Annotated in this window: 19 protein-coding genes; 7 read left to right on the top strand and 12 right to left on the bottom strand. The window is 71.4% G+C overall.

Annotated features, from left to right (window positions below; translation table 11 throughout):
* Positions 1-1,260 (bottom strand): 3-phosphoshikimate 1-carboxyvinyltransferase, encoded by a 1,260-nt coding sequence (gene aroA / locus ABZT02_RS13225; RefSeq protein WP_356017244.1) that lies wholly within the window; start codon positions 1,258-1,260, stop codon positions 1-3.
* Positions 1,261-1,346: 86 nt separating this feature from the next.
* Positions 1,347-1,592, bottom strand: a complete 246-nt coding sequence (locus ABZT02_RS13220) for a hypothetical protein (RefSeq protein ID WP_356017241.1) — start codon at positions 1,590-1,592, stop codon at positions 1,347-1,349.
* Between the two features lie 370 nt (positions 1,593-1,962).
* On the opposite strand from ABZT02_RS13220, the gene ABZT02_RS13215 reads away from it, so the two are divergent.
* Complete coding sequence (locus tag ABZT02_RS13215; protein WP_356017239.1) at positions 1,963-3,747, top strand: glycoside hydrolase family 3 protein; 1,785 nt, start codon at positions 1,963-1,965, stop codon at positions 3,745-3,747.
* A 133-nt stretch (positions 3,748-3,880) separates the two neighbouring features.
* Positions 3,881-4,522: a hypothetical protein gene (locus ABZT02_RS13210; RefSeq protein WP_356017238.1), complete on the top strand. Its 642-nt coding sequence runs from the start codon at positions 3,881-3,883 to the stop codon at positions 4,520-4,522.
* A gap of 31 nt (positions 4,523-4,553) precedes the next feature.
* Here ABZT02_RS13210 and ABZT02_RS13205 read toward each other — a convergent pair whose 3' ends face one another.
* From ABZT02_RS13205 to ABZT02_RS13185, 5 genes are all read right to left on the bottom strand, one after another.
* Positions 4,554-5,993 (bottom strand): S28 family serine protease, encoded by a 1,440-nt coding sequence (locus tag ABZT02_RS13205; RefSeq protein ID WP_356017236.1) that lies wholly within the window; start codon positions 5,991-5,993, stop codon positions 4,554-4,556.
* Between the two features lie 130 nt (positions 5,994-6,123).
* A complete protein-coding gene (locus ABZT02_RS13200) occupies positions 6,124-6,513 on the bottom strand; it encodes a hypothetical protein (protein ID WP_356017234.1) in 390 nt (129 codons plus the stop codon).
* Positions 6,514-6,588: 75 nt separating this feature from the next.
* The gene (locus tag ABZT02_RS13195) at positions 6,589-10,293 is read right to left on the bottom strand and encodes an ABC transporter ATP-binding protein (RefSeq protein WP_356017232.1); all 3,705 of its coding nucleotides are present in this window, start codon (positions 10,291-10,293) and stop codon (positions 6,589-6,591) included.
* A 93-nt stretch (positions 10,294-10,386) separates the two neighbouring features.
* The gene (locus ABZT02_RS13190; protein ID WP_356017230.1) at positions 10,387-11,418 is read right to left on the bottom strand and encodes an esterase-like activity of phytase family protein; all 1,032 of its coding nucleotides are present in this window, start codon (positions 11,416-11,418) and stop codon (positions 10,387-10,389) included.
* 48 nt (positions 11,419-11,466) lie between these two features.
* The gene (locus tag ABZT02_RS13185) at positions 11,467-12,309 is read right to left on the bottom strand and encodes a serine hydrolase (protein ID WP_356017229.1); all 843 of its coding nucleotides are present in this window, start codon (positions 12,307-12,309) and stop codon (positions 11,467-11,469) included.
* A 143-nt stretch (positions 12,310-12,452) separates the two neighbouring features.
* On the opposite strand from ABZT02_RS13185, the gene ABZT02_RS13180 reads away from it, so the two are divergent.
* Entirely contained in the window at positions 12,453-14,657 is a 2,205-nt protein-coding gene (locus ABZT02_RS13180; protein ID WP_356017227.1) for a glycosyltransferase family 39 protein, read from the top strand.
* A 190-nt stretch (positions 14,658-14,847) separates the two neighbouring features.
* Positions 14,848-15,654, top strand: coding sequence for an endonuclease (locus ABZT02_RS13175; protein WP_356017225.1), 807 nt, complete (start codon positions 14,848-14,850; stop codon positions 15,652-15,654).
* An 18-nt stretch (positions 15,655-15,672) separates the two neighbouring features.
* On the opposite strand, the gene ABZT02_RS13170 is transcribed toward ABZT02_RS13175, so the two are convergent.
* Together ABZT02_RS13170 and speB are read right to left on the bottom strand one after the other, a co-directional pair.
* Positions 15,673-17,355 (bottom strand): thiamine pyrophosphate-binding protein, encoded by a 1,683-nt coding sequence (locus ABZT02_RS13170; RefSeq protein WP_356017223.1) that lies wholly within the window; start codon positions 17,353-17,355, stop codon positions 15,673-15,675.
* A complete protein-coding gene (speB, locus tag ABZT02_RS13165; protein ID WP_356017221.1) occupies positions 17,352-18,320 on the bottom strand; it encodes an agmatinase in 969 nt (322 codons plus the stop codon). The genes ABZT02_RS13170 and speB overlap by 4 nt, the downstream gene beginning before the upstream one ends.
* A gap of 126 nt (positions 18,321-18,446) precedes the next feature.
* On the opposite strand from speB, the gene ABZT02_RS13160 reads away from it, so the two are divergent.
* Together ABZT02_RS13160 and ABZT02_RS13155 are read left to right on the top strand one after the other, a co-directional pair.
* On the top strand, positions 18,447-20,042 hold the full coding sequence (locus tag ABZT02_RS13160; RefSeq protein ID WP_356017219.1) for a PucR family transcriptional regulator: 1,596 nt from the start codon (positions 18,447-18,449) through the stop codon (positions 20,040-20,042).
* 70 nt (positions 20,043-20,112) lie between these two features.
* The gene (locus tag ABZT02_RS13155) at positions 20,113-20,901 is read left to right on the top strand and encodes a phosphatase (protein WP_356017217.1); all 789 of its coding nucleotides are present in this window, start codon (positions 20,113-20,115) and stop codon (positions 20,899-20,901) included.
* A gap of 7 nt (positions 20,902-20,908) precedes the next feature.
* On the opposite strand, the gene ABZT02_RS13150 is transcribed toward ABZT02_RS13155, so the two are convergent.
* The 3 genes from ABZT02_RS13150 to ABZT02_RS13140 all read right to left on the bottom strand — a co-directional run bounded on the left by ABZT02_RS13150 (position 20,909) and on the right by ABZT02_RS13140 (position 23,688).
* A complete protein-coding gene (locus ABZT02_RS13150; RefSeq protein WP_356017215.1) occupies positions 20,909-21,775 on the bottom strand; it encodes an acyl-CoA thioesterase II in 867 nt (288 codons plus the stop codon).
* A 34-nt stretch (positions 21,776-21,809) separates the two neighbouring features.
* Positions 21,810-22,967 (bottom strand): acyl-CoA dehydrogenase family protein, encoded by a 1,158-nt coding sequence (locus ABZT02_RS13145; protein WP_356017213.1) that lies wholly within the window; start codon positions 22,965-22,967, stop codon positions 21,810-21,812.
* Between the two features lie 127 nt (positions 22,968-23,094).
* Entirely contained in the window at positions 23,095-23,688 is a 594-nt protein-coding gene (locus ABZT02_RS13140) for a TetR/AcrR family transcriptional regulator (protein WP_356017211.1), read from the bottom strand.
* Positions 23,689-23,785: 97 nt separating this feature from the next.
* Here ABZT02_RS13140 and ABZT02_RS13135 point away from each other — a divergent pair, with 97 nt between their 5' ends.
* Positions 23,786-25,402, top strand: coding sequence for a carboxyl transferase domain-containing protein (locus ABZT02_RS13135; RefSeq protein ID WP_356017209.1), 1,617 nt, complete (start codon positions 23,786-23,788; stop codon positions 25,400-25,402).
* Position 25,403 lies beyond the last annotated feature (1 nt).

The following is a 25,403-nucleotide window of genomic DNA, read 5'->3' as shown; positions in this document are numbered from 1 at the left end:
TCATCCCCCGATGTTCGTTCGCAGTGCGGCGAACGCCTCATGGAAACCGGGGAAAGTCTTCCGTACACAGCCGGGGTCGTCGAACGAGATTCCGGGGACCCTGAGGCCGGTGACCGCGAAGGACATGACGATGCGGTGGTCGCCGTACGACGTCACCCGAGTCCCGGTGGCTGCTCCGGGCCGGATCTCGATCCAGTCCGGGCCGGTCGCCACCCGCACGCCCATCCGGCGCAGGTTCTCCGCGCAGGCCTCCAGCCGGTCGCACTCCTTGACGCGGGTGTTGGCCACGTCCTCGATGCGGACCGGGCCGGAGGCGAACGGCGCGATCGCCGCGAGCGTCGGCATGGTGTCGGAGATGTCCCGCATGTTGACCGTCAGGCCGCGCAGTTCGCCGGTGCCCCGGACCGTGGTGGCGTCGGCGCCGACGGACACCCGCGCGCCCATCCGCCGCAGTACGTCCACGAAGCCGAGGTCGCCCTGGAGCGCGCCGGCGCCCAGGCCGGGGACCGTCACCTCGGCGCCCGGCGTGATCGCCGCCGCCGCGAAGAAGTAGCTCGCCGTGGACGCGTCCGGCTCGATCGCGTAGGTCGTGGCGCGATAGCCGCCCGGCGGGACCACGAAGACGTCGCCCTCCCTCGCCACCTCCACCCCGAACGCCCGCATCATCGCGAGGGTGATCTCGACGTACGGCGCCGACACCAGGTCGGTGACGCGGATGCGCAAACCCCGGCGGGTCAGGGGGCCGAGCAGCAGGAGCGCGGTGAGGTACTGGGAGGACTGGCCCGCGTCCAGGACCACGTCTCCCCCCTCGACGCCCGCCGCCCGTACCGTCAGCGGATGGTGGCCCTCCGCCTCCTCGTGGCGCAGGTCCACGCCCAGATCCCGCAGTGCACGCGACAGGGGCAGCAGCGGCCGCCGGCGCATCTGGGGCGAGGCGTCGAAGCGGTAGGTGCCGTGGCCGGCCGCGGCCAGGGTGGGCAGGAAGCGGGCGGTCGTCGCGCCGTCACGGCAGTACACGTCCGCCTCGGCGGCCGCCGGTCCCTGCGGGCGGCCGTCCACCTGCCAGGTGTCCGGCGTGCGGCCCACCCGGTAGCCGAGCCGGACCAGGCCCTCGGCGAAGCCCTCCGTGTCGTCCGAGCGGAGGGGGCGTACCAGGGTGGTCACTCCGTCGGCCGCGGCGGCCAGGAACAGGGCGCGGGCGGTGATGGACTTGGAACCGGGGAGGGAGAGGGACTGCGGGGCGGGCGTGTCGACGGGCATGACGCTCATGATCGCCCAGGACCGCCCCCGACGCCGGGACGTCCACGGGATGGACCTGGGAGTCACCCCGGTGCGTCGACCGCGGCTCAGCCTCTCGGGCGCCGCTTCCACCGGTCGTCCGGAAGCGGCGACTTCCGGTCCGTCTGCACCTGGAGCTCGACGTACGAGTCCGCGGCCGTCCCGTGCCACACCTCGTCGTGCGCGGCCAGCGCCCCGCGCAGGGCCCCGCCCGCCGTCCCGCGGCGCCGGACGTGCCGGGCCAGCAGGGTGAAGAGGGCAAGGGTCACGGCAAGACCGGCGAGGACGGTCAGGAGAGTCAGCGACTGGCTCATGCGCCGACCCTACGCCGGGAGCGCGGTCGGCCCCATGGGCCGACTCATCCGTCCCGTCGGTCCCGGCTTCACCAACTTGGGGAAAACGGGCGGGAGTCGGGAACCCCGCCCCACCCCCGCTCGTCCAACCCGCGAGCTGCCGGAGAGTCACCGCGGTACGGCGTCGGCCTCGCTGCTGGCTGCGAACGCTGACCAACCCTCTCCTGCGTACCGCGGCCGGCAGCACGCCGTCATCGGCGCGCCCCCCTCCAACAGCGCCGATGGCGGCCCCCTCCGGTTACTGTGCACTCCCTTGACTGGCGGAAACTTCCCGGTTATTGGTGACTTCTCGGAAGTTTCCTTCAGCGGATCACCTCCGGAAGGAGCGCACGTGCCCTCCAGACGTACCGTCCTCGCCGCGACGGCAGGCGTCGCCGCCACACTCGCCGTGAGCGGGACCGCATACGCCGACGACAAGAAGCTCCGCTCCCTCATCTCCCGTATGACGCTCCAGGAGAAGGTCGGCCAGCTCTTCGTGATGCGGGTCTACGGCCACTCCGCCACCGTCCCCGACCAAGCCGACATCGACGCCAACCTCAAGGAGATCGGTGTCCGTTCGGCCGCGGAGATGATCGCCAGGTACCGGGTGGGCGGGATCATCTACTTCACCTGGGCGCACAACACCCGTGATCCGCACCAGATCGCCGACCTGTCCAACGGCATCCAGAAGGCGTCACTGGAACAGCCCCGCGGGCTGCCCGTCCTCATCTCCACCGATCAGGAGCACGGGATCGTCTGCCGGGTCGGCGAGCCCGCCACCCTCTTCCCGGGTGCCATGGCCGTCGGCGCCGGTGGTTCACGCAAGGACGCCCGCGCCCTCGGCCGTATCGCCGGGCAGGAGCTTGGGGCCATCGGCATCCGGCAGAACTACTCCCCCGTCGCCGACGTCAACGTCAACCCGGCGAACCCGGTCATCGGCGTCCGCTCCTTCGGGGCCGACCCGCAGGCCGTCGCCGGGCTCGTCGCCGCCGAGGTCGCCGGATACCAGGGCTCCGGGGTCGCCGCCACCGCCAAGCACTTCCCGGGGCACGGGGACACCGCCGTCGACAGTCACTACGGCTTCCCCGTCATCACCCACAGCCGAGAACTGTGGGAGAAGCTGGACGCCGTCCCCTTCCGGGCCGCGATCCGCGCCGGCATCGACTCGGTCATGACCGCACACATCCAGTTCCCGGCCCTCGACCCCTCCGGCGACCCGGCCACCCTCTCCCGCCCGATCCTCACCGGCATCCTGCGCGGCGAACTCGGCTACGACGGTGTCGTGGTCACCGACTCCCTCGGCATGGAGGGCGTCCGGCAGAAGTACGGCGACGACCGCGTCCCCGTCCTCGCCCTCAAGGCCGGTGTCGACCAGCTCCTCAACCCGCCCTCCCTGGACGTCGCGTGGAACGCCGTCCTGAAGGCCGTACAGGACGGCGAGCTCACCGAGGCACGGCTGGACGAGTCGATCCTGCGCATCCTGCGCCTCAAGGCCCGGCTGCGGCTCTTCGAGTCGCCCTACGTCAGCCAGGGCGGCGTCACCCGGGCCGTCGGCACCCCGGGCCACCTCGCCGCGGCCGACCGGATCGCCGAGCGGACGACGACCCTGCTGGTCAACGAGAAGCGGCTGCTGCCCCTGTCCCGGCGCACCCACCGCAAGCTGCTCGTCGTGGGCGCCGACCCCGCCTCCCCGTCCGGTACGACGGGCCCGCCGACCGGAGTCCTCGCCACCGCCCTCACCGGACTGGGATTCACGGCCACCGCCCTGTCGACCGGTACGGCCCCCTCGGCGGCCACCATCGCTCAGGCCGTCGCGGCGGCACGGGACGCGGACGCGGTGATCGTGGGGACGTACAACATCACGGCCGCCCAGAAGGCGCTCGTGGAGCAGCTCGTGGCGACCGGGCGGCCGGTGGTCGCGGTCGCGATCCGCAATCCCTACGACGTGGCCCAGCTGCCCGGCGTCCCGGCCTGCCTGGCGACCTACTCCTGGACCGACGTCGAACTGCGGGCGGCCGCGCGGGTGATCGCCGGAAGGACGGCACCGCGCGGGAGGCTGCCGGTGCCGGTGCAGCGGGCGGACGACCCGGCGAAGGTGCTGTACCCGGTCGGGTACGGGCTGTCGTACGGCCGGTAGCGCGCGGGGCGTAGTTTCCCGTACGACTCACAACTCGTACATCGCCCCCGAAAGGCGCAAAGGACCCCACACGCCTGGCGTGGCCCCGCCGCGAAGGTCACGCTGGACGCGGGGGTAGTCCGGGGGGATGGCGATGCGCGACAGGTTGTCCACGGGGGTGGTGTGCGTACTGGCGGCGCTGCTCGCCGCCCTGCTGACGGGGTGTACGCAGTCGGCGGCGGGCGGGGAGACCGACAAGGCGCCCTCCGCCACGGCCTCCGCCTCGCCGTCCGTCACCCGGGCCTCCGGCTTCGGCGCGGTGTTCCTCGCGGTCGACGAGTGCAGTTCCTTCGGCAAGGCCAGCTTCACCGAGGTGCCCTGCACCAGTGAGCGGGCGGCGGCGCGGGTCGTGGCCCGGCACGACGGGACCACGGCCGGCGGGCCACCCTGCCCGGCCACCACCGACTTCGTGCTGCACATCAGTGAGCAGAGTCAGATCTCCGACGAGGACGGCGACGGGGCGGTACCGCAGGGGTACGCCTGCATGCGCAACCTGCAGCCGCCGCACCCCGGCGACCCCGGCGGCGGGGGCGGCCCGCGGACCATCGTCGGCGACTGCGTGTACGGCTCGGGCAGCGGGCAGGTCAGGGAGACCGCGTGCGACGGCACGGGAGAGAAGAAACCGCAGTACAAGGTGGTGAAGGCGGTCGCCCGGCGCGGTTCCTGCCCCCTGTCGACGGCCCTGTACGTCCAGCTCGGCGGACCTCAGCCGGTGGGTTGCGCCCGGCCGTTGTGATCCCGGCCGGGCGCGGCGAGCGGACCGCGGACTACGGGCGCAGGGTGGGCTCGCGTTCCACGTCCCGTACGTCCAGCTTCCGGTCGAACTTCGCGAGCGGCTTCGCCTCGGTCACGGCGGTGGCCGGGACGCCCGCCCAGGCCAGGATCCTGGCCGTGGCGAAGGCCTTCTGGTCGGCGACCAGGCCGGCGACGTTCGCCCCGTGGTTCATGCCGGGCGCGGTGAACACGTAGGCGTCCTTCGCTCCCTTGTCGACGCGGAACCGCTCCGCGCCCCACGGGTCGTTCTGGCCGTAGACGTACAGCATGTGGTGGGCGTTGTTCCGCACCCAGTTGTCCACGTCCCGCATCGCGTACGGCTGGAACTTCGTCGGGATGTCCCTCGGGATGAAGTTGCGCGGCGGCTGGTAGCCGTAGCGGATGTACTTCCTCTCGATGTGCGGGAACTCGATCGTCGGCGCGCCGAGCTGGGTGGCCGCCTGGTAGTAGTACGGGGTGTACGTCTCCAGACCCTGGTCGGCATAGGCGGAGAAGCCGGAGATGGTGTCGACGGAGTTCCAGATCTGGTCGTCGGTCGCGGTCTTGGCGTCCGGCGGGATCAGTTCGTCGTCACCGCAGTTGGCCAGCAGGTTGTACTGCCAGAAGCCCCAGACGTAGTCGAGGACGACGGCCTCGTACGCCTTGTCCAGGCTGCCGACGGTGGTGAAGGTGAGGCCCTCCGCCGCCGCGTAGTCGGCGTACTTCTTCTCCAGCGGCTCGCGCCGGACCAGGGCCTCGCGCTGCACCGCGTTCAGCCGGTCGCGGCACTCCTTGGTGCCGACCTTCTCGAAGAAGCGGTCGTAGGCCGAGTCCTCGTTGTTCACCACGTCGTTCGGGGCCACGTAGGCGACGACGCCGTCCATGTCGCGCGGGTAGAAGCGCTCGTAGTAGGTGGCGGTCATGCCGCCCTTGGAGCCGCCCGTGGAGAGCCAGTTCTTCGAGTAGATCTTCTTCAGCGCCTTGAAGATGCGGTGCTGGTCACTGGCGGCCTGCCAGATGTCCAGCTTGCTCCAGTCGGCCGGGGCGGGCCGGGAGGGCGTGAAGAAGCGGTACTCCATGGAGACCTGGTTGCCGTCCACGATCTGGGTCGGCTCACTGCGGCGAGGCGTGGTGGAGACGTTGTAGCCGCCGGTGTAGAAGACCGTCGGCCGGCTCACGTCCTTGTGCAGCACGGTGATGCGCTGCTGGAACGTGCCCTTGGACGGGTGCCGGTGGTCGACCGGCTGGGTGTAGTTGAGCACGAAGAAGCGGTACCCGGTGTACGGCTTCTCCTCGATCAGGCTCATCCCCGGGACGGCGAGGAGCTGATCCTTGATGTCGGTGGTGGCACCGGTGCCTCTGGCCTCCGGCTCGGCGGCGGTGGCCGCCCCCGCCGTGCCGACCGTGCCTATGAGCACGACCAGCGTGAGAAGCCATCTGAGCGCCTTGCGCATGCACCCTCCCCTGTGAGTACAGATGTGCGCCGGACGCTAGCGGCGCAAGTCCGGTCCGCACCAGGGGATATGACACCTCGATGGGGAAAACCCTGTGAGGAATCTGTGTGTCGGGACCGGACCCTGTCCGTCAGAGCCGGATCCAGCCGTCCGAGTCGTACCTGCCCCGGCCCACCCCGCCCTTGATCCACACCTTGCGCTGCCCGGCGTGCACGGTGACCGGACCGGCCCGGTACTTGTACCGGCCCGCGTCCTCGACCGGCCGCAGCCCGTACGCCCGCAGACTCACCATCATGTACTGGCGGGCCCCTGGACGCTTGGGAAGTGTGATCGCGCACACGTAACCGCGCCGCTTGTAGACCTCCACCGTGCCGGTGGAGAACGGGAACGACCTGACCTTGCGTCCCGCGCACGACGAGGCCGCGGCGTGCGCCTGCCCCGGCACGGCGACCCCGAGCATCCCGGCCGCCGCCGTCACGGCCAGCCCCACCGCCAGCCTCCGTATCGCTCCACTCTTCACTGCCGTCCCTCCCGCAGCTCTTCCGGGCGTACAGGTGTACGGACGCACAACGTATGTCGGACGGTTGCACGACCGTCAGCGGGACACCTCGACCGGCTCCCCTACGAAGGTCCGCCACAACTCGGCGTACCGTCCGTCCCGTGCGAGCAGCTCGTCGTGGGTGCCGTCCTCCACCACGCGGCCATGATCCATCAGGACGACCCGGTCGGCGCGGGCCGCGGTCGTCAGGCGGTGGGCGACGACGAGCGTGGTGCGGCGGCCCGCGATGCGGTCGGTGGCCTGGTTGACCTGGGCCTCGGTGGCCAGGTCCAGGGCGGCCGTGGCCTCGTCCAGGAGCAGGATGTCCGGGTCGACCAGCTCGGCGCGGGCCAGGGCGATCAGCTGGCGCTGGCCCGCCGAGAGGTTGCGGCCGCGCTCGGCGACCTCGTGGAGGTAGCCGCCCTCCAGCGTGGCGATCATCTCGTGGGCGCCGACCGCGCGGGCCGCCGCCTCGACCTCGGCGTCGGTGGCGTCCGGTCGGCCGTAGGCGATGGCGTCGCGGACCGTGCCCTGGAAGAGGTAGGCCTCCTGGGGGACCACGCCGAGGCGGTGGCGGTAGGACGTCAGGTCCAGGGCGCGCAGGTCCGTGCCGTCGACCGTGACCCGGCCGCCCGTCGGGTCGTAGAACCGGGCCACCAGCTTGACCAGCGTGGACTTGCCCGCGCCGGTCTCGCCGACGAAGGCGACCGTCTGACCGGCGGGGATCTTCAAGTCGACGCCACCGAGGGCCTCCTCGTCGTCGCCGTACGCGAAGTGCACGTTCTCGAAGGCGACTTCGCCCCGCAGGGAGAGGACCTCCTGCGGCTCCTCGGCCGCCTTCGTGGACGTCGGTTCCTGGAGCAGCTCCTGGATGCGACCCAGGGAGACGGTCGCCTGCTGGTAGCCGTCGAAGACCTGGGAGAGCTGCTGGACCGGGGCGAAGAACAGGTCGATGTAAAGGAGGTAGGCGACCAGGGCGCCGGTCGTCAGGGTCGCCGCGTCCACCCGGCCCGCGCCCGCGATGAGTACGGCCGCGGCGGCGACGGAGGACAGCAGCTGGACGAAGGGGAAGTAGATCGAGATCAGCCACTGGCCCCGGATACGGGCCTGGCGGTAGCTGTCGCTGCGCTCCGCGAAGCGTGCCCCGCCGTCCCGCTCCCGGCGGAACGCCTGCACGATCCGCAGCCCCGACACCGACTCCTGAAGGTCGGCGTTGACCAACGAGACGCGTTCACGGGCGAGTTCGTACGCCTTCACGCTCGCCTTGCGGAAGAAGTAGGTGGCGATGATCAGCGGCGGCAGGGTCGCGAAGACGACCAGGGCCAGCTGTACGTCGAGCACCAGAAGGGCGACCATGATGCCGAAGAAGGTCACGACGGAGACGAAGGCGGTGACCAGTCCGGTCTGGAGGAACGTGGAGAGGGCGTCGACGTCCGTCGTCATCCTCGTCATGATCCGGCCGGTCAACTCCCGCTCGTAGTAGTCGAGTCCGAGCCGCTGGAGCTGGGCGAAGATCTTCAGACGCAGGGAGTAGAGGACCCGTTCGCCGGTGCGTCCGGTCATCCGGGTCTCGCCGATCTGGGCGGCCCACTGGACGAGGACCGAGAGCAGGGCGAGCAGGGTCGCCGTCCAGACCGCGGCCGTCGCCATCCGCGAGACACCGTCGTCGATGCCGTGCCGGATCATCACGGGGAGGAGGAGGCCCATGCCGGCGTCCACCGCCACCAGGCCCAGGCTGATCAGCAGCGGGCGTCCGAAGCCCCGCAGCAGCCGTCGCAGGCCGTACGACTCCTCGGGCGTGACCGCGCGTGCCTCGTCGATGTCGGGGATGTCCGTCGCCGGCGGCAACGCGTCGACCTCGGCGAGGAGTTCGGGGGTGGCCGGGGTGCCGGCGAGCGCCAGGTCCTTGGGCTCGCGGTCACCGGTCCACAGCCGGGGCGTCACCCCGCGCTCGGCGTCGAACTCCGCGTCCAGCTCGTCGCGTACGGAGGTGTCCTCCTGTACGGCGACCGGCTGGGCGTGGCCCGGGGAGACGCCGCCGAGGCCGTCGGGGTCGGTGAGCAGGCGGCGGTAGAGCGGCGACCGGAGCTGGAGTTCCTCGTGGGTGCCGATCTCGGCGAGGCGGCCGTTCTCCAGGACGGCGATGCGGTCGGCGAGGTTCAGGGTGGAGCGGCGGTGGGCGATGAGGAGGGTGGTGCGGCCCTCCATGACATGTTTCAGGGCCTCGTGGATCTCGTGCTCGACCTGCGCGTCCACGGCGGAGGTGGCGTCGTCCAGGACGAGCAGGCGCGGGTCGGTGAGGATCGCCCGGGCGAGCGCGACGCGCTGGCGCTGGCCGCCGGAAAGGGTGAGGCCGTGCTCGCCGACCGTGGTGTCGTAGCCCTCGGGGAGCTCGGTGATGAAACGGTCCGCCTGGGCGGCGCGGGCGGCCTTCTCGACCTCTTCCTGCGTCGCGTCGGGTCGGCCGTACGCGATGTTGTTGCGGACGGTGTCCGAGAACAGGAAGGAGTCCTCGGGGACCAGGCCGATCGCCGCCCGCAGGGAGTCCAGGGTGAGCTCGCGGACGTCATGGCCGCCGATCAGGACGGCGCCGTGGGTGACGTCGTAGAAGCGCGGCAGGAGCAGGGAGACCGTGGACTTGCCCGAGCCGGAGGAGCCGACGACCGCGAGGGTCTCGCCGGGGCGGATCTCGAAGGAGAGGCCGTCGAGGACCTTCCGGCCGTCCTCGTAGCCGAAGGACACGTCGTCGAACTCGACGGTGGCCGGTGCGTCGGCGGGGAGCTCCTTGGTGCCGTCCTTCAGGTACGGCTCGGTGTCGATCAGCTCCAGGACGCGCTCGGTGCCGGCGCGGGCCTGCTGGCCGACGGTGAGGACCATGGCGAGCATGCGGACCGGACCGACGAGCTGGGCGAGGTAGGTGGAGAAGGCGACGAAGGTGCCCAGGGTGATGTGACCGCGGACCGCGAGCCAGCCGCCGAGGGCGAGCATCGCGACCTGGCCGAGGGCGGGGACGGCCTGGAGGGCCGGGGTGTACTTCGAGTTGAAGCGGATCGTGCGCAGCCGGCCCGCGTACAGGCGGCGGCCGACCTCCCGGAGCTTCCCGGTCTCCTGGTCCTCCTGCCCGAAGCCCTTCACCACGCGTACGCCGCTGACGGCGCCGTCGACCACGCCCGCGACGGCGGCGGCCTGGGCCTGGGCGTACCAGGTGGCGGGGTGCAGCTTGGAGCGGGAGCGCTTGGCGATCCACCACAGAGCCGGGGCGACCGCCAGGGCGACCAGGGTGAGCGGGATCGACAGCCAGGCCATCACGATCAGGGAGATCAGGAAGAGGGCGAAGTTGCCGATCGTCATCGGCAGCATGAAGAGCAGGCCCTGGATCAGCTGGAGGTCGCTGGTGGCGCGGCCGACGACCTGGCCCGTGGACAGCTCGTCCTGGCGGCGGCCGTCGAGGCGGGTGATCGTGCCGAACATCTCCGTGCGCAGGTCGTGCTGCACGTCGAGGGCGAGGCGGCCGCCGTAGTAGCGGCGGATGTAGGTGAGGACGTAGACGAGGACCGCCGCCACGATCAGGGCGCCGGCCCAGGGGGCCATGTCCCGGGTGTGGTCGCCGATGACGTCGTCGATGATCACCTTGGTGATCAGGGGGACGATCGCCATGACGGCCATGCCGCCGAGGGAGGAGCCCAGGGCGAGGACGACGTCCTTGGGGTAGCGCCAGGCGTACCCGGCCAGTCGTCGTGCCCATCCCCGTTGCGGTTCCACGCGGTGCCCTCCGGTTTGCCCGTCGTCCTGATCTACCGGAAAGCACCAACGCGGACAGGGGCGGATTTCATCCCTCCGCACCCTCTTCGAGCGTCAGACCCGCACCCGCAGGTAGTAGAAACGGGTCGTCTGCACCGCGTTCTGGTTGTCGTCGCTGACCAGGAGAACCTTCAGGCGGCCCTTGTCCCGGCCCGTGATCGCCATGCCCTCGATGTTGTCCAGCAGCGGGTTCGGCTGGGGCTGCTTCGCCGTCGCCCCCAGGGTCGGGCAGCTCGCGATGTCCGTGAGCAGGGTCTTGCCGATCAGGCGTACGCCGGACTGACCCGTGAGGTTCTCGATGCCGCTCGTGTCCGTGGCGTGGCGGGGGTCGGCCAGGTAGAGGCGGACCGTATTGCCGACGCCCGCGGTGAAGCCGCGCTCCAGGACGAGGAGGCGGCCGTCGGGCAGGGCCTGGACCTCGGGGACGCCGAGGAAGGCGGCGTCGGTGCGGTAGGCGTACTGGGCGCCGAGCTTCCAGCTCCTTCCGTGCCGGTCCCAGGTCTGGAAGCGGACGGTGCCGGCCGTGTCGCCGGAGAGCGCGTACTCCATGGCGGCGAGCAGGGTGCGGCCGCCGTTCATGAGGGTCAGGCCCTCGAAGGTCTGGTTGGCGGTGGCGCGGCCCGCCGGGGCGACCTGGAGGGAGGCCGGGACGGGGAGCCGGTCGAGGATACGGCCGTCCACGCTGTAGCGGCGGACCGACGGCTCGGTCTCGGAGGTGATCAGCCGGGTGCCGTCCTTGTCGATCACCAGTCCCTCGGAGTCCAGCGCGGCGCCGTTCTCGTCGGCGAGCGGGACGACCGACTGCGGCGCGAGGGTCCTCGCGTCCAGGTCGAAGAGGGCGGAACGGTCCGACAGAGCGACGAGCGAGCCGTCCCGGTCCACCGCGAGCGCGGAGAAGTTGCCGACGAAGGTGCCGTCGTACGTCGTCTTGTCGAGCGCGTCGGAGAAACGGTCGAGGGAGACGGACGGGGAGCAGGCACGGCTCACCGGAACCGGGGCCGAGGCGACGGCGGGTCCTGCCGCGGTCAGGCAGGTCGCCGCCGCCAGGGCCGCGGTGGTGGTCGCGAGTACGGTTCTCAGGTGCATGGGCGTCACCGTAGGGCGGGCCGGTGACGTCCGGGAGTCCGGCAGGCGTCAGCTCGCCGCGAGATCCCGGTGGATGACCTTGGCGACGCCCTGGATCGTGGTGACGCCGTAGTTCATGGTGCTGTTGCCGTGCGTGAGCACCGTGATCATGTAGTCGTGGCCGCCGCCCTTGAAGGTGCCGACGCTGTGCACCCGCCAGCCGTGGGTGGAGCGCTGGAGCCAGCCGTTCTTGACGTGCCAGGAGATGCCCGAGCCGGCGCCGTACGGTGTGCCCCAGCGCTGCGACGAGATGACCTGGCCCATCAACTTCAGGATGTAAGCACGCGCGTTGTCGCTCAGGACCGTGTTCTTCGCGGTGACCAGCTTGAGCAGTTTCTGCTCGTCGGTGACGGTGATCTGGGTCAGGCCCCAGTAGCCGTTGGCGCCGGGCTTGGTCTGGGTCATACCGGCCGCGGAGAGGAAGCCCTTGATCTTCGTCAGGCCCAACTGCCGCCACAGCTTGCTGGTGGCGTCGTTGTCCGACTTGGTGATCATGGCCTTGGCGAGGTTGCTCTCGGTGGTGGTCAGATACCTGTTGTGCTTCTTCGCGTCCCACAGCAGCGTGGCGAGGACGGTCACCTTGACCACGCTCGCGGAGTCGTAGGCGGTGGAGGAACGCAGGGTGCAGGTGGTCTTGGTCGTACGGTCGTAGAGGCCCACGGCGATCGTGCCGGAGCGGTTGGAGACGGCGGACGTGATGTCCCGCTTGAGCTTGTCGGCGAGGCCCGCCTTGGCGGACGTGCAGCTGACGGCCGGCGCGGTTGCCGCGGCGGCCGGAGTGGCGGCGGCGACGCAGGCGGCCAGCGCACCGGCCGCGATCCATTTCGTGTGTCTGAATATCCCCCGTGTCATGCCCAGTTGACTCTCGGGTGCGGGGGAATGGTTGTACGCATGGGGAATGGTTGTGCGAGTCGTTACCTACCCCGTGGCGATTTCACAGGACGGTGCCAGGTACGTCACAGCCCCCACCCAAGCCCCCTCCGCACGATGCCCGGGTGACATCTGCCACCGATCCCCACCCCCACGCCGAGACCGTGTCCCCCGACTGGCCACCGCCGGCCCCGACCGCGGCGCCTCCGGACAGGGCCCCACGCTGGTCGCTGCCCGTGCTGCTCGCGATCCTCGCCCTCGCCGGGGTCCTCTACGGCTGCAACCTGAGCGGGAACAGCCTCAACAGCTTCTACAGTTCCGCCGTCTACAGCGGTACGCAGAGCTGGAAGGCCTGGTTCTTCGGCTCGCTCGACGCGGGGAACTTCCTCACCGTCGACAAGCCGCCCTTCGCGCTCATGATCATGGGGTTGTCCTGCCGGATCTTCGGCTTCGGCACCTGGCAGATGATGCTGCCCGAGATCGCGGCCGCCCTCGGCACCATCTGGATCCTGCACACCTCCGTGAAGCGGGTGTTCGGGCACGCGGCGGCCGCGATCGCCGCACTCGTCCTCGCGCTGACCCCGATCACCGTCGCGATCAACCGGGACAACAACCCCGACACCGTCCTCGTCCTGCTGATGGTCGGCGGCGCGGCCCTCGCCCTGCGCGCGGTGCGCACCGACCGGCTGCTGCCGCTGATCGGCTCCGCGGTCCTCTTCGGGCTCGCCTTCAACACCAAGATGCTCCAGGGCTACATCGCCCTGCCGGCCGTCTTCGCGGTCTACGTGTACGCGTCGAAGCTCGGCTGGAAGAAGAAGGTCGGCAACCTGGCCCTCGCCGCTGTGGCGTTGGCGGTCTCCAGCTTCTGGTGGGCGACGGCGGTCTCGCTCGTGCCCGCCGACGACCGGCCCTACATCGGCGGTTCGACCGACGGCTCCGCCTGGAACCTGATCATGGGCTACAACGGCCTGGGCCGGGTCCTCGGCGGCGAGGGCAACGGCGGAGGCGGGGGTGGTGGCGGGGGCGGCACCTTCGCCGGCACCGCGGGCATCGGCCGGATGTTCAACGACATCCTCGGCGGCCAGATTTCCTGGCTGATCCCCTTCGCCTTCCTCGCGCTCGTCGCCGGCCTGGTGCTGTGCGGCCGCGCCCCGCGCACCGACGCCACCCGCGCCGCGCTGGTGATGTGGGGCGGCTGGCTGGTGCTGCACTACCTGACCTTCGCGATGGCCGAGGGCACCATGCACCCGTACTACACGACCGCGCTCGCCCCGGGCATCGCGGCACTGACCGGCGCGGGCGGCGTCCTGCTGTGGCGCGCCTTCCGCTCCGGTGACGTCCGCTGGTCCTGGGTACTGCCGGCCGGGCTCGCGGTCACCGGCGTCTGGGCGATCGTGCTGCTGCGCCGGGCCACCGGCTGGAACACCTGGCTGTGGCCGGCCGTCGGTGTGGTCATGGCCCTCGCGATCGTGGGCCTTTTCGTCTTCCGTACGGCGGGTTCCAGCACCAGGGCGCGGCTGCTGGGCGTGTCCGTCGCCGCGGCGATCGTGGCGGCCCTCGCGGGCCCGACGGCGTACGCCGCCTCGCCGGCCCTCTCCTCCGCCAGCGGCGGGATGGGCGGCACCAACCCGACGGCCGGTCCGTCGACCGGCGGCGGCATGGGCGGTCCCGGCGGTGGCGGCGGCCGGGGCGGCTTCGGCGGCAACGGTGGTGGGCCGGGCGGTCAGCAGGACGGCACCCGGCAGGGCGGCCAGGCGGGCGGGGAGCTCCCCGGCGGCAACGGCGGCGGTCAGATGCAGCCTGGCGGTGGCGCCGGTGAGCTCCCGCGGGGCGGGGCGCCGGGCGGCACGAACGGGGAGTTCCCGGGCGGTGGCACGGCTCCCGGCGGCGGCCCCAGCGGTGGCGGTGGCGGCATGGGCGGCAGCGTCGACAGCGCGCTGATCTCGTACCTGGAGAAGCACCAGGACGGCGCCAAGTGGCTGCTCGCGGTGTCCAACTCGCAGAGTGCCGGCCAGCTCATCCTCAGCACGCACGAGCCCGTCATCTCGATGTGGGGCTTCACCGGCACCGACCAGGCGATGACCCTCGCCAAGCTCAAGGAGCTGGTGCAGAAGGGCGAGTTGCACTACATCCAGCTCGGCGGCGGTGGCATGGGCGGCAACAGCAGCCTCAGCCAGGAGATCACCAGCTGGGTGCAGAAGAACGGCACCGCGGTGAAGGCGAGCGACTACGGCACGAGCAAGAACTCGACGTCGCAGTCCTCCTCCTCGACCGGCACCTCTACCAGCACCTCGGCGGTCTACCGCCTGGACCCGTCGGACGTCAGCTGAGCAAGTCCCGTTGCGGCGGCCCCCGATCACGCGTCGGGGGTCGCTTTCGCGTGTCAACTCGCGTAGACAAGGCCTGATTTGCCGTTTCAGGTCACCCAATGGACACGTGCCATCCATTTACATGTCCGCATGCTCATGCCACGCTCCCATCTGCCGCCTCCATTCAACCCGCGTAGATGGGACCCCCTTTATGCTGGCGACACGCATCCGCAGCTGGAAGTCGGTGGCGCTCACCACCGCCGCCGTGCTGGTCGGGCTCGCCGCCCCGGTCGTGACCACGACCCCGGCCGCCGCCACGACGACCGCGTACGACGCGACGTACTACAAGAACGCGGTCGGCAAGACGGGCACGAGCCTGAAGACCTCCCTGCACACGATCATCAGCGCCAACGTCTCGAAGATCTCGTACTCCGCGGTCTGGGACGCGCTGAAGGTCACCGACCAGGACCCGAACAACAGCAGCAACGTGATCCTGCTGTACAGCGGTGTCTCCCGCGCCAAGTCCCTCAACGGCGGTGACACCGGCGACTGGAACCGCGAGCACGTGTGGGCCAAGTCCCACGGCGACTTCGGCGAGGTGACCGGCCCCGGTACCGACCTGCACCACCTGCGCCCGGCGGACGTCCAGGTCAACAGCATCCGCGGCAACCTGGACTTCGACAACGGCGGCAGCGCGGTCACGAACGGCGGCGGCAGCACCGTCGACTCCGACTCCTTCGCGCCGCGCGCCGCGGACCGGGGCGACGTGGCCCGCATGATCCTCTACATGGCCGTGCGCTACGACGGCGGCGACGGCTTCGCCGACCTGGAACCCAACGAGAAGGTCGGCAACGGCTCCAACCCCTACATGGGCAAGCTCTCCGTCCTCAAGGCCTGGAACGAGGCCGACCCGCCGAGCGCCTTCGAGGAGAAGCGCAACCAGGTCATCTACGACACCTACCAGCACAACCGCAACCCGTTCATCGACCACCCGGAGTGGGTCGAGGCGATCTGGTAGGAGTTCGGCCCGCCCCGGCTACAGGTGCGTCGGCGCGAACATCCGCAGCACAGCCGGGAGTACGACCACCGAGGGCCCCGGTGACCCGAGCGCCTTCGACAGGTCGTCCGCGAGCGTCTCCGGGGTTGTACGGACCCCGGGGACGCCGAAGGACTCGGCCAGTGCCACGTAGTCCGGGCGGGTCAGCTCGGTCGCCGTGGCCTGGCCGAAGGCCTCCGTCATGTACTCGCGCAGGATGCCGTAGCCGCCGTCGTCGACGATGAGCCAGGTGACGTCGAGGGCGTACTGCTTCGCTGTCGCGAGCTCGGCGATCGAGTACAGCGCCCCTCCGTCGCCCGACACCGCCAGGACCGGGCGGGTCGGATCGGCCACCGCCGCGCCGAGTGCCGCGGGGAAGGCGTAGCCGAGGCCGCCGGCGCCCTGGGCCGAGTGCATGTGGTTGGGGCCCTTGGCGTCGAACGCCGACCAGGCCCAGTACGCGAGGATCGTCATGTCCCAGAAGGACGGCGAGTCGGCGGGCAGCGCCTTGCGGACCGACGCCAACACGTCCTGTTCCAGGGTGAGTTCCTGGGCGGCGATACGGTCGGAGACCTTCGCGAGGACGGTACGGACCCGCTCGGCCGCCTCCGCGTCCTCCCTCGGCGTCACCGTCTCCAGCAGCGCCTGCAACGCCAGTCGGGCGTCCGCGTGGATGCCGAGCGCGGGGTGGTTGGACTCCAGCTTGCCGAGGTCCGCCTCGATCTGGACGACCCGCCCCCGCGGCTTGAACGTGTGGTAGTTCGAGGAGAGTTCGCCGAGTCCCGAGCCGACGACCAGGAGTACGTCCGCGTCCTCCAGGAAGTCCGTGGTGTGGCGGTCCTCGATCCAGGACTGGAGGGAAAGGGGGTGTGTCCAGGGGAAAGCGCCCTTGCCGCCGGGGGTCGTGACGACCGGCGCCTTCAGCCTCTCCGCCAGCTGGCGCAGCTTGCGGGACGCGTCCGCCCGTACGACTCCCCCGCCCGCGATGATCGCCGGGCGGGCGGCGCGGGACAGCAAGTCCGCTGCCACCGCGGTCAGTTCGGGACGCGGAGGCAGCTCCTCCGGGAACGCGTCGCCGCCCGTCACCACCGGGATCGAGGTCTCGGCCAGCAGCACGTCCTGCGGGATCTCCACCCACACCGGCCCGTGCGGGGCGGTCAGCGCCGACTTCCAGGCCGCCTCGATCGCGGACGGGATCTGGGACTGGGCGCGGACGGTGTGGACCGACTTCACCACGCCCCGGAACGAGGCGGACTGGTCCGGGAGTTCATGCAGATAGCCGTGCCGGCCGCCGCCCAGACCCGCGGTCGGGATCTGGCTGCTGATCGCCAGCACCGGCGCCGAAGCGGCGGCCGCCTCCTGGAGGGCGGCCAGGGACGTCAGCGCTCCCGGGCCCGTCGACAGCAGCAGCGGCGCCGCCTCGCCCGTGATCCTGCCGTACGCGTCCGCCGCGAAGCCCGCGTTGTTCTCCACCCGCAGGCCGATGTACCTGAGGTCGGAGCGTCGTAGCGCGTCGAACACGCCGAGCGCGTGCTGGCCGGGCAGGCCGAAGACGGTGGTCGCGCCGAGCGCGGCCAGTGTCTCCACGACCAGGTCTCCGCCGTTGCGGCCGGGAGGAGGGTTGAGCGCAGCGGAGATCTGCGCCTCCGTCGGACGGAGCACCAGGTCGTGGTCGTGAGTCACTGCGCGCGGGCCTCTGCAATCTGGCGGGACATGATCGTGGTCAGTTCGTAGGCGGTGTGGGAGGCCGCCACCGACGTGATCTCCGCGTGGTCGTACGCGGGGGCCACCTCGACGACGTCCGCCGACACCAGGTTGCACGATGCCAGACCCCGCAGGATCTCCAGCAGCTCGCGGGAGGTCATGCCGCCCGCCTCGGGGGTGCCCGTGCCGGGCGCGTGGGCCGGGTCCAGGCAGTCGATGTCGATGGAGATGTAGAGCGGACGGTCCCCGATGCGCTGCCGGAGCTGGTCGGCGACCTCGTCCACGCCGCGCCTCATGACATCCGCGGACGTGACGATGCCGAAGCCCAGCTTGGCGTCGTCGTCCAGGTCCTGCTTGCCGTACAGCGGCCCTCGGGTGCCCACGTGGGAGAGGGCGGAGGTGTCCAGGATGCCCTCCTCGACCGCCCGCCGGAACGGCGTCCCGTGGGTGTACTCGGCGCCGAAGTAGGTGTCCCAGGTGTCGAGGTGGGCGTCGAAGTGCAGCAGGGCGACCGGGCCGTGCTTCTTGGCGACCGAGCGGAGGAGGGGCAGCGCGATGGTGTGGTCGCCGCCCAGGGTCATCAGACGGGCGCCGGTGCCGAGGAGCTCGTCCGCGGCCGCCTCGACCGTCTCCACGGCCTCGTTGATGTTGAACGGGTTCACGGCGATGTCCCCGCCGTCCGCGACCTGCGCCAGCGCGAAGGGGGACGCGTCCTGCGCCGGGTTGTACGGCCTGAGCAGCCGGGACGCCTCACGGATCGCGTTGCCGCCGAAGCGGGCACCGGGCCGGTACGAGACACCCGAGTCGAAGGGCACCCCGACCACGGCGACGTCGGCCCGCCCGACCTCGTCGAGGCGCGGCAGCCGGGCGAAGGTCGCGGGTCCGGCGTAGCGCGGGATACGGGAGGAGTCGACGGGGCCGCGGGGCGTCTCGGGGGAGCTCATGGTCGTGTGCCTTCCTTCTGCCGGTCCAGGTCCTGCCGGTCTGCGTCGACACTAGGTGGCCGGAAAGCGGCTGCGAAGTGTACGTTTCCTCCATTCGAGCGGTACTGGATGGAGGGAACGTCCACCATGCCGGACCCGGCGGTCCCACCCACCCCACCGGTCCCCCTGGCCGCGCTGCTGGCCCGCGAGGATCTGGGGCTGCGGCAGATCGCGGGGCCGTCGGACCCCTCCCGCGTCATCCACTGGGCGCACACCTCGGAGATGGCGGACCCGTACCCGTATCTGCTGGGCGGTGAGCTGCTGCTGACGGCCGGGGTGCACATCCCGGAGGCAGCGGGGTCGGGCACGTACTTCGACGCCTACGTCTCTCGTGTCGTCGCGGTGGGCGGCGCGGCCCTCGGCTTCGGCGTGGCCCCGGTGCACGACACGGTCCCGCCCGCCCTGGTCGCGGCGTGTGAGGCGTACGCGCTCCCGCTGCTGGAGGTCCCGCCCCGCACCACCTTCTCCGCCGTGGCCCGCGCGGTCTGGCAACTGATGGCCCAGGCCCGCCACGCGGAACTCCGCCGCGTGACCGAGGCCCAGCAGAGCCTGGCCGCGGCCGCGTCCCGCCCCGATCCGGTGCCGTCGGTGCTGCGGCAGCTGGCGCAGCGGGTCGAGGGGTGGGCGGTGCTGTACGGGCCGGACGGGGCGGAGGTCGCGGTGGCCGGGCGGCGGCCCGAGGAGGGGCGCGTGCGAGAGGCGTTGGCGGGGCTGGCGCGGATCGTCCGGCCGGCGGCCACGGTTCCGTCGGGCGGATCGGCGCCGGCCGGCTCGGGTGCCATCGCCGGGCCCGGCGGCCGGGCGGCTTTCGCCGCTGCCCGGGCGCCGAGCGGCCGCACGTCCCCGGCCACCGCGACCTATCCCGCCTCCCGGCCCACCCCCACCTCCGCCACCGACACCGTCGCCGGCCTCCACCTCGCCGCCTACTCCCTCGGCACCGGGCACGGCTTCGTCCTCGGCGTCGCAGCGCCCCACCGTGAGCCCGGCGATCACACCATCGCCTCCGTGGCCGCCGTACTCCTGTCGTTGCTCACCGGTGAGCATCAGAGCGGGTCGGGGGCGGCGCGGTCGTCCGCTCTCGTACGGCTGCTGCTGGGCGCCCCGGCGGAGGATGTGGCGCCGCTCCTCGGTGGCGCACGGTGGGTCGTCGTGCACGGCCGGTCCGACACCCACGCCACTCCCGACCCCGTCGCCGCCTCCGCCCTGGGCGCGGCGCTGGGGTCGCCGCTCATCGACGTGGCGCGGGATGTGGTGCGCGTGCTGCTGCCCGCCGACCGGGAACCGGCCCCGCAGCCGGGGTGGACGCTCGGGGTGAGCGCACCCGTCGAGTCGCGGGAGTGGCCCGTCGCCGACGTCCAGGCGGGCCGTGCGCTGGCCCGCGCCCGCGCGACCCGGGCCGGCCTGGTCCGGTACGGGGCCCGTCCCGCCCTCGCCGATCTGGTGCCGGAGGCGGACGCCGACGCGCACGCGCGGGCCCTCCTGGCACCGCTGGCCCCCGCCCTCACCGAGACCCTCCGCAGCTGGCTGTCCCTGCACGGCAGTTGGGACCGTACGGCGGTCGCGCTGGACGTGCACCGCAACACCGTGCGGCAGCGGATCGCGAAGTGCGCGGCGCTGCTGGAGCTGGACCTGGACGACCCGGACGTACGGATGGAGCTGTGGTTCGCGCTGCGCCGGGCATGATCGCGTGACCCGCGTCCCAGCGTGCGGGATGCGCGGCGACGCCGTGAAGACGTGCATCAGAATGGGAGACATGCCGATACCCGGGACACCCAGCCGCGCCGAGCTCGTCGACCACCTTGTGAAGACCCGTATCGCGGGCGAGGTGGCCACCCCGCGGGAGAACAACCTCTCCCACTACCGCCAGCTGGCGAACGGCAACCGCCACTACTGGTTCGGTCTGGAGCTGGGCGACCGCTGGAGCGACGAGCAGGACGTGCTCGCGGTGATGGCGGAGCGGGTGGGCGTCAACGACGACCCGGAGTACCGGTACGGGCAGGACACCATCGACCCGGAGCTGACCGTCGGAGGTCTGGAGCGGATGGCGGCCCGGCTGCGCAAGGCGGCGGACGGGGCGCAGCGGGTGCTGTTCGCCACCGGTCACCCCGGCGGCATGCTCGACGTCCACCACGCCACCGCCGCCGCGCTGCGCACGGCGGGCTGCGAGATCGTCGTCATCCCGGACGGGCTGCAGACGGACGAGGGCTACGTCATGCAGTTCGCGGACGTGGCGGTCCTGGAGCACGGCGCCACCCTGTGGCACACCCACTCCGGCGACCCGATGAAGGCCATCCTCACGGCCCTGGAGCGCGAGGGCCGCCCGCTGCCCGACCTCGTCGTCGCCGACCACGGCTGGGCGGGCTACGCCGGTCAGCACGGCGTGGACTCCGTCGGGTACGCCGACTCCAACGACCCGGCGCTCTTCGTGGGCGAGGCGGAGGGGACGGTCCAGGTGACGGTCCCCCTCGACGACCACGTGGTGAGCCCGCGCTACTACGACCCGATGACGGCGTATCTGCTGAGCGAGGCCGGCCTGTCGTAGGCGGGGCTCACCTGGGCGCCCGGACCACGCCCTCCTGGATCACGGAGACGGCCAGCCGCCCGTCCTGCGTGTAGATGCGGGCCTGGCCCAGGCCCCGGCCGCCCGAGGCCGACGGGGACTCCTGGTCGTACAGGAGCCATTCGTCGGCGCGGAAGGGGCGGTGGAACCACATCGCGTGGTCGAGCGAGGCGCCGACGACGTCACCGACCGCCCAGCCGCCACGGCCGTGCGCGAGCAGGATCGAGTCGAGGAGCGTCATGTCGGAGACGTACGTGGCGAGGACGACGTGCAGCAGCGGGTCGTCCGCGAGCTTGCCGTTGGTGCGGAACCAGACCTGGGAGTGCGGTTCGCGCGGTTCGCCGAACTTTCCGAAGGGCGGCTCGTCGACGTACCGCAGGTCGATCGCCTCGCGGGCCTCCAGGAAGCGCTCCACGACCGTCGGGTCCAGGTGGTCGTAGCCGCGCAGCCGGTCCGCTGAGGTGGGCAGCGTCGCCGGGTCGGGGGCGGCCGGCATGGCGGCCTGGTGGTCGAAGCCGTCCTCGTACCGCTGGAAGGAGGCGGAGAGGGCGAAGATCGGCTGGCCGTGCTGGACCGCGAGTACGCGGCGCGCGGTGAAGGACCGGCCGTCGTTCATGCGGTCGACGGTGTAGACGATCGGCGCGCCCGGGTCGCCGGGGCGCAGGAAGTACGCGTGCAGGGAGTGGGCGAGCCGGTCCTCGGGGACCGTCCGCCCGGCGGCGACCAGCGCCTGCGCCGCGACCTGCCCGCCGAAGACGCGGGGGACGACGGCTGGGCGGGAGTGGCCGCGGAAGATGTCCTCCTCGATCTGCTCGAGGTCGAGCAGATCGAGGAGGTCCTGGAGTGCCTGGCTCATGGAGCTGTTGTACCGGCCGGTGATATCGCGCGGCTTACAGGCCCATGTCCTTCGCGATGATCGTCTTCATGATCTCGCTGGTGCCGCCGTAGATGCGGTTGACGCGGTTGTCCGCGTACAGGCGGGCGATCGGGTACTCGTTCATGAAGCCGTAGCCGCCGTGCAGCTGGAGGCAGCGGTCGATGACGCGGTGGGCGACCTCGGTGCAGAACAGCTTGGCGGAGGCGGCCTCGGCGGGGGTCAGTTCACCGGCGTCGAGGGCTTCGAGGGCGCGGTCGGCGACGGCCTCGGCCGCGTCGACCTCGGCCTGGCAGGCGGCCAGCTCGAACTTGGTGTTCTGGAAGGAGGCGACGGTCTTGCCGAAGACCGTGCGGTCCTGCACGTACTCCTTGGCGAACCGGACGGCGGCCTTGGCCTGCGCGTAGGCGCCGAAGGCGATGCCCCAGCGCTCGGAGGCGAGGTTGTGGCCGAGGTAGTAGAAGCCCTTGTTCTCCTCGCCGAGGAGGTCCTCGACGGGGACCTTGACGTCGACGAACGCCAGCTCGGCGGTGTCGGAGGTCTTCAGGCCCAGCTTGTCCAGCTTGCGGCCGATGGAGTAGCCCTCGGACTTGGTGTCCACGGCGAACAGGGAGATGCCGTGGCGGCGGTCCTCGGCGGTGGGCGCGGAGGTGCGGGCGCAGACGATCACACGGTCGGCGTGGACGCCACCGGTGATGAAGGTCTTCGAGCCGTTGAGGACGTAGTGCGTGCCGTCCTCGGAGAGCTTGGCGGTCGTCTTCATGCCCGCGAGGTCGGAGCCGGTGCCCGGCTCGGTCATCGCGAGGGCCCACATCTCCTCGCCGGTGACGAACTTCGGCAGGAAGCGCTTCTTCTGCTCGTCGGTGGCGAGCATCTTGATGTACGGCAGGCCCAGGAGGACGTGTACGCCGGAGCCGCCGAACTGCACGCCCGCGCGGGCGGTCTCCTCGTACATGACGGCCTCGAACTTGTACGAGTCGATGCCGGCCCCGCCGAACTCCTCGTCCACGCGGATACCGAAGACGCCGAGCTCGGCGAGCTTGTAGTAGAAGTCGCGCGGCGCCTGGCCGGCCTGGAACCACTCGTCGTAGACGGGGACGACCTCGGCCTCGATGAAGGCGCGCAGGGTCTCCCGGAACGCCTCGTGGTCCTCGTTGAACACCGTACGGCGCACCGCCGCCACCTCCACCTGACTGGGTCCATGCCTAAGCGCTTGCTCAGAACATCAAGGTACCGGCGGGTAGGGAGGGGAGTCCAGAGGTGATCCCGTAACGCTCGTCACGCCGCCGCCCACGCACTGGTCACGCCGCCGCTGCCGCGAACGCCCCCCTGGCCATGCGGTGCAGCAGCCCCGCCGTCGCGCCGCGGCCCGGGAGGGAGCCGGGGCGGCCCAGGTGCGGGGTGGAGTTCAGGAGGCCGAAGACGGAGTGCACGGCCGAGCGGGCGGCGGGCTCCGCGAGGCCGGGGTAGACCTCGCGCAGGATCTCCACCCACAGCTCGACGTACTGGCGCTGAAGCTGCCGCACCAGCTTGCGGTCGCTGTCCCGCAGGCGGTCCAGCTCGCGGTCGTGCAGGGTGATCAGGGGGCGGTCGTCGAGCGCGAAGTCGATGTGGCCCTCGATCAGCGAGTCCAGCAGCGCCTCGGGGTCGCCGCCGCCCGACTCGGCGACCCTGCGCTTGCCGCCGGTCAGGAGCTGCCCGCTGATGCCGACCAGCAGTTCCGCCAGCATCGCGTCCTTGCCCGCGAAGTGCCGGTAGAGCCCGGGCCCGCTGATCCCGACCGCCGCGCCTATCTCGTCCACGCCCACGCCGTGGAACCCGCGCTCGGCGAACAGCCGCGCGGCCTCCTTGAGGATCTGCTCGCGGCGGGTGGGGGCGTCGGTTCTGGTGGCCATGAAAGCAATTCTAGACAGGGAGGTTAGCGGTCGTTAACCTGAAGGAAATGGTTAACGCTCATTAACAGGCGATCACTGGGTGAGGGGACCGCGGGACATGGATCAGGCACCCGAGCTGACGAGCGCGGCAGACCCCGCGTCGGAGGCCTGGAAGGCCAACGAGGAGGCCCACCGGGCCCTCGTGGAGGAGCTGCGCGACAAGCTCGCCGCGGCCCGGCTGGGCGGCGGCGAGAGGGCCCGCGAGCGGCACACCGCGCGCGGGAAGCTGTTGCCCCGGGACCGGGTCGACACCCTCCTCGACCCCGGCTCGCCCTTCCTGGAGCTGGCCCCGCTCGCCGCCGACGGGCTGTACGACGGACAGGCCCCGGCCGCCGGGGTCATCGCCGGAATCGGGCGGGTCAGCGGGCGGGAGTGTGTCGTCGTCGCCAACGACGCCACCGTCAAGGGCGGCACGTACTACCCGATGACCGTGAAGAAGCACCTGCGCGCGCAGGAGGTCGCCCTCGACAACCGCCTTCCCTGCATCTACCTCGTCGATTCCGGCGGCGCCTTCCTGCCCATGCAGGACGAGGTCTTCCCGGACCGCGAGCACTTCGGGCGGATCTTCTACAACCAGGCCCGGATGTCCGGCGCGGGCATCCCGCAGATCGCGGCGGTGCTCGGCTCGTGCACGGCCGGGGGCGCCTACGTCCCCGCCATGAGCGACGAGGCCGTCATCGTCCGCAACCAGGGCACGATCTTCCTTGGCGGCCCTCCGCTCGTGAAGGCCGCCACCGGCGAGGTCGTCACCGCGGAGGAGCTCGGCGGCGGCGAGGTGCACTCCCGGATCTCCGGCGTCACCGACCACCTCGCCGAGGACGACGCCCACGCGCTGAGGATCGTGCGGAACATCGCCGCGACCCTGCCCGCGCGCGGACCGCTGCCGTGGTCCGTCGAGCCCGCGGTGGAGCCCAAGGTGGACCCCTACGGCCTCTACGGCGCGGTGCCCACCGACTCCCGCACCCCCTACGACGTGCGCGAGATCATCGCGCGCGTGGTCGACGGCTCCCGTTTCGCCGAGTTCAAGGCCGAGTTCGGGCAGACCCTGGTCACCGGCTTCGCCCGGATCCACGGCCACCCGGTCGGGATCGTCGCCAACAACGGCATCCTGTTCTCCGAGTCGGCCCAGAAGGGCGCCCACTTCATCGAGCTGTGCGACCAGCGCGGCATCCCGCTGCTGTTCCTCCAGAACATCTCCGGCTTCATGGTCGGCAAGGACTACGAGGCGGGCGGCATCGCCAAGCACGGCGCCAAGATGGTGACCGCGGTCGCCTGCACGCGCGTGCCCAAGCTGACGGTGGTCGTCGGCGGTTCGTACGGCGCCGGCAACTACTCCATGTGCGGCCGGGCCTACTCCCCCCGCTTCCTGTGGATGTGGCCCAACGCGAAGATCTCCGTCATGGGCGGCGAGCAGGCCGCGTCGGTCCTCGCGACCGTCAAGCGGGACCAGCTGGAGTCCCGCGGGGAGGCGTGGCCCGCGGAGGCCGAGGAGCAGTTCAAGGACCCGATCCGCGCCCAGTACGAGCGCCAGGGCAACGCCTACTACGCCACCGCCCGCCTGTGGGACGACGGGGTCATCGACCCGCTCGACACCCGTCAGGTGCTCGGCCTGGCCCTGACCGCATGCGCCAACGCGCCGCTGGGCGACCCCCAGTTCGGCGTCTTCCGGATGTGAG

Origin of the sequence: Streptomyces sp. NPDC005402, from assembly GCF_040606575.1 — a bacterium.
In the GTDB taxonomy this organism is placed as follows: Bacteria; Actinomycetota; Actinomycetes; order Streptomycetales; family Streptomycetaceae; genus Streptomyces.
This window is presented reverse-complemented; position numbering and strand designations above follow the sequence as displayed.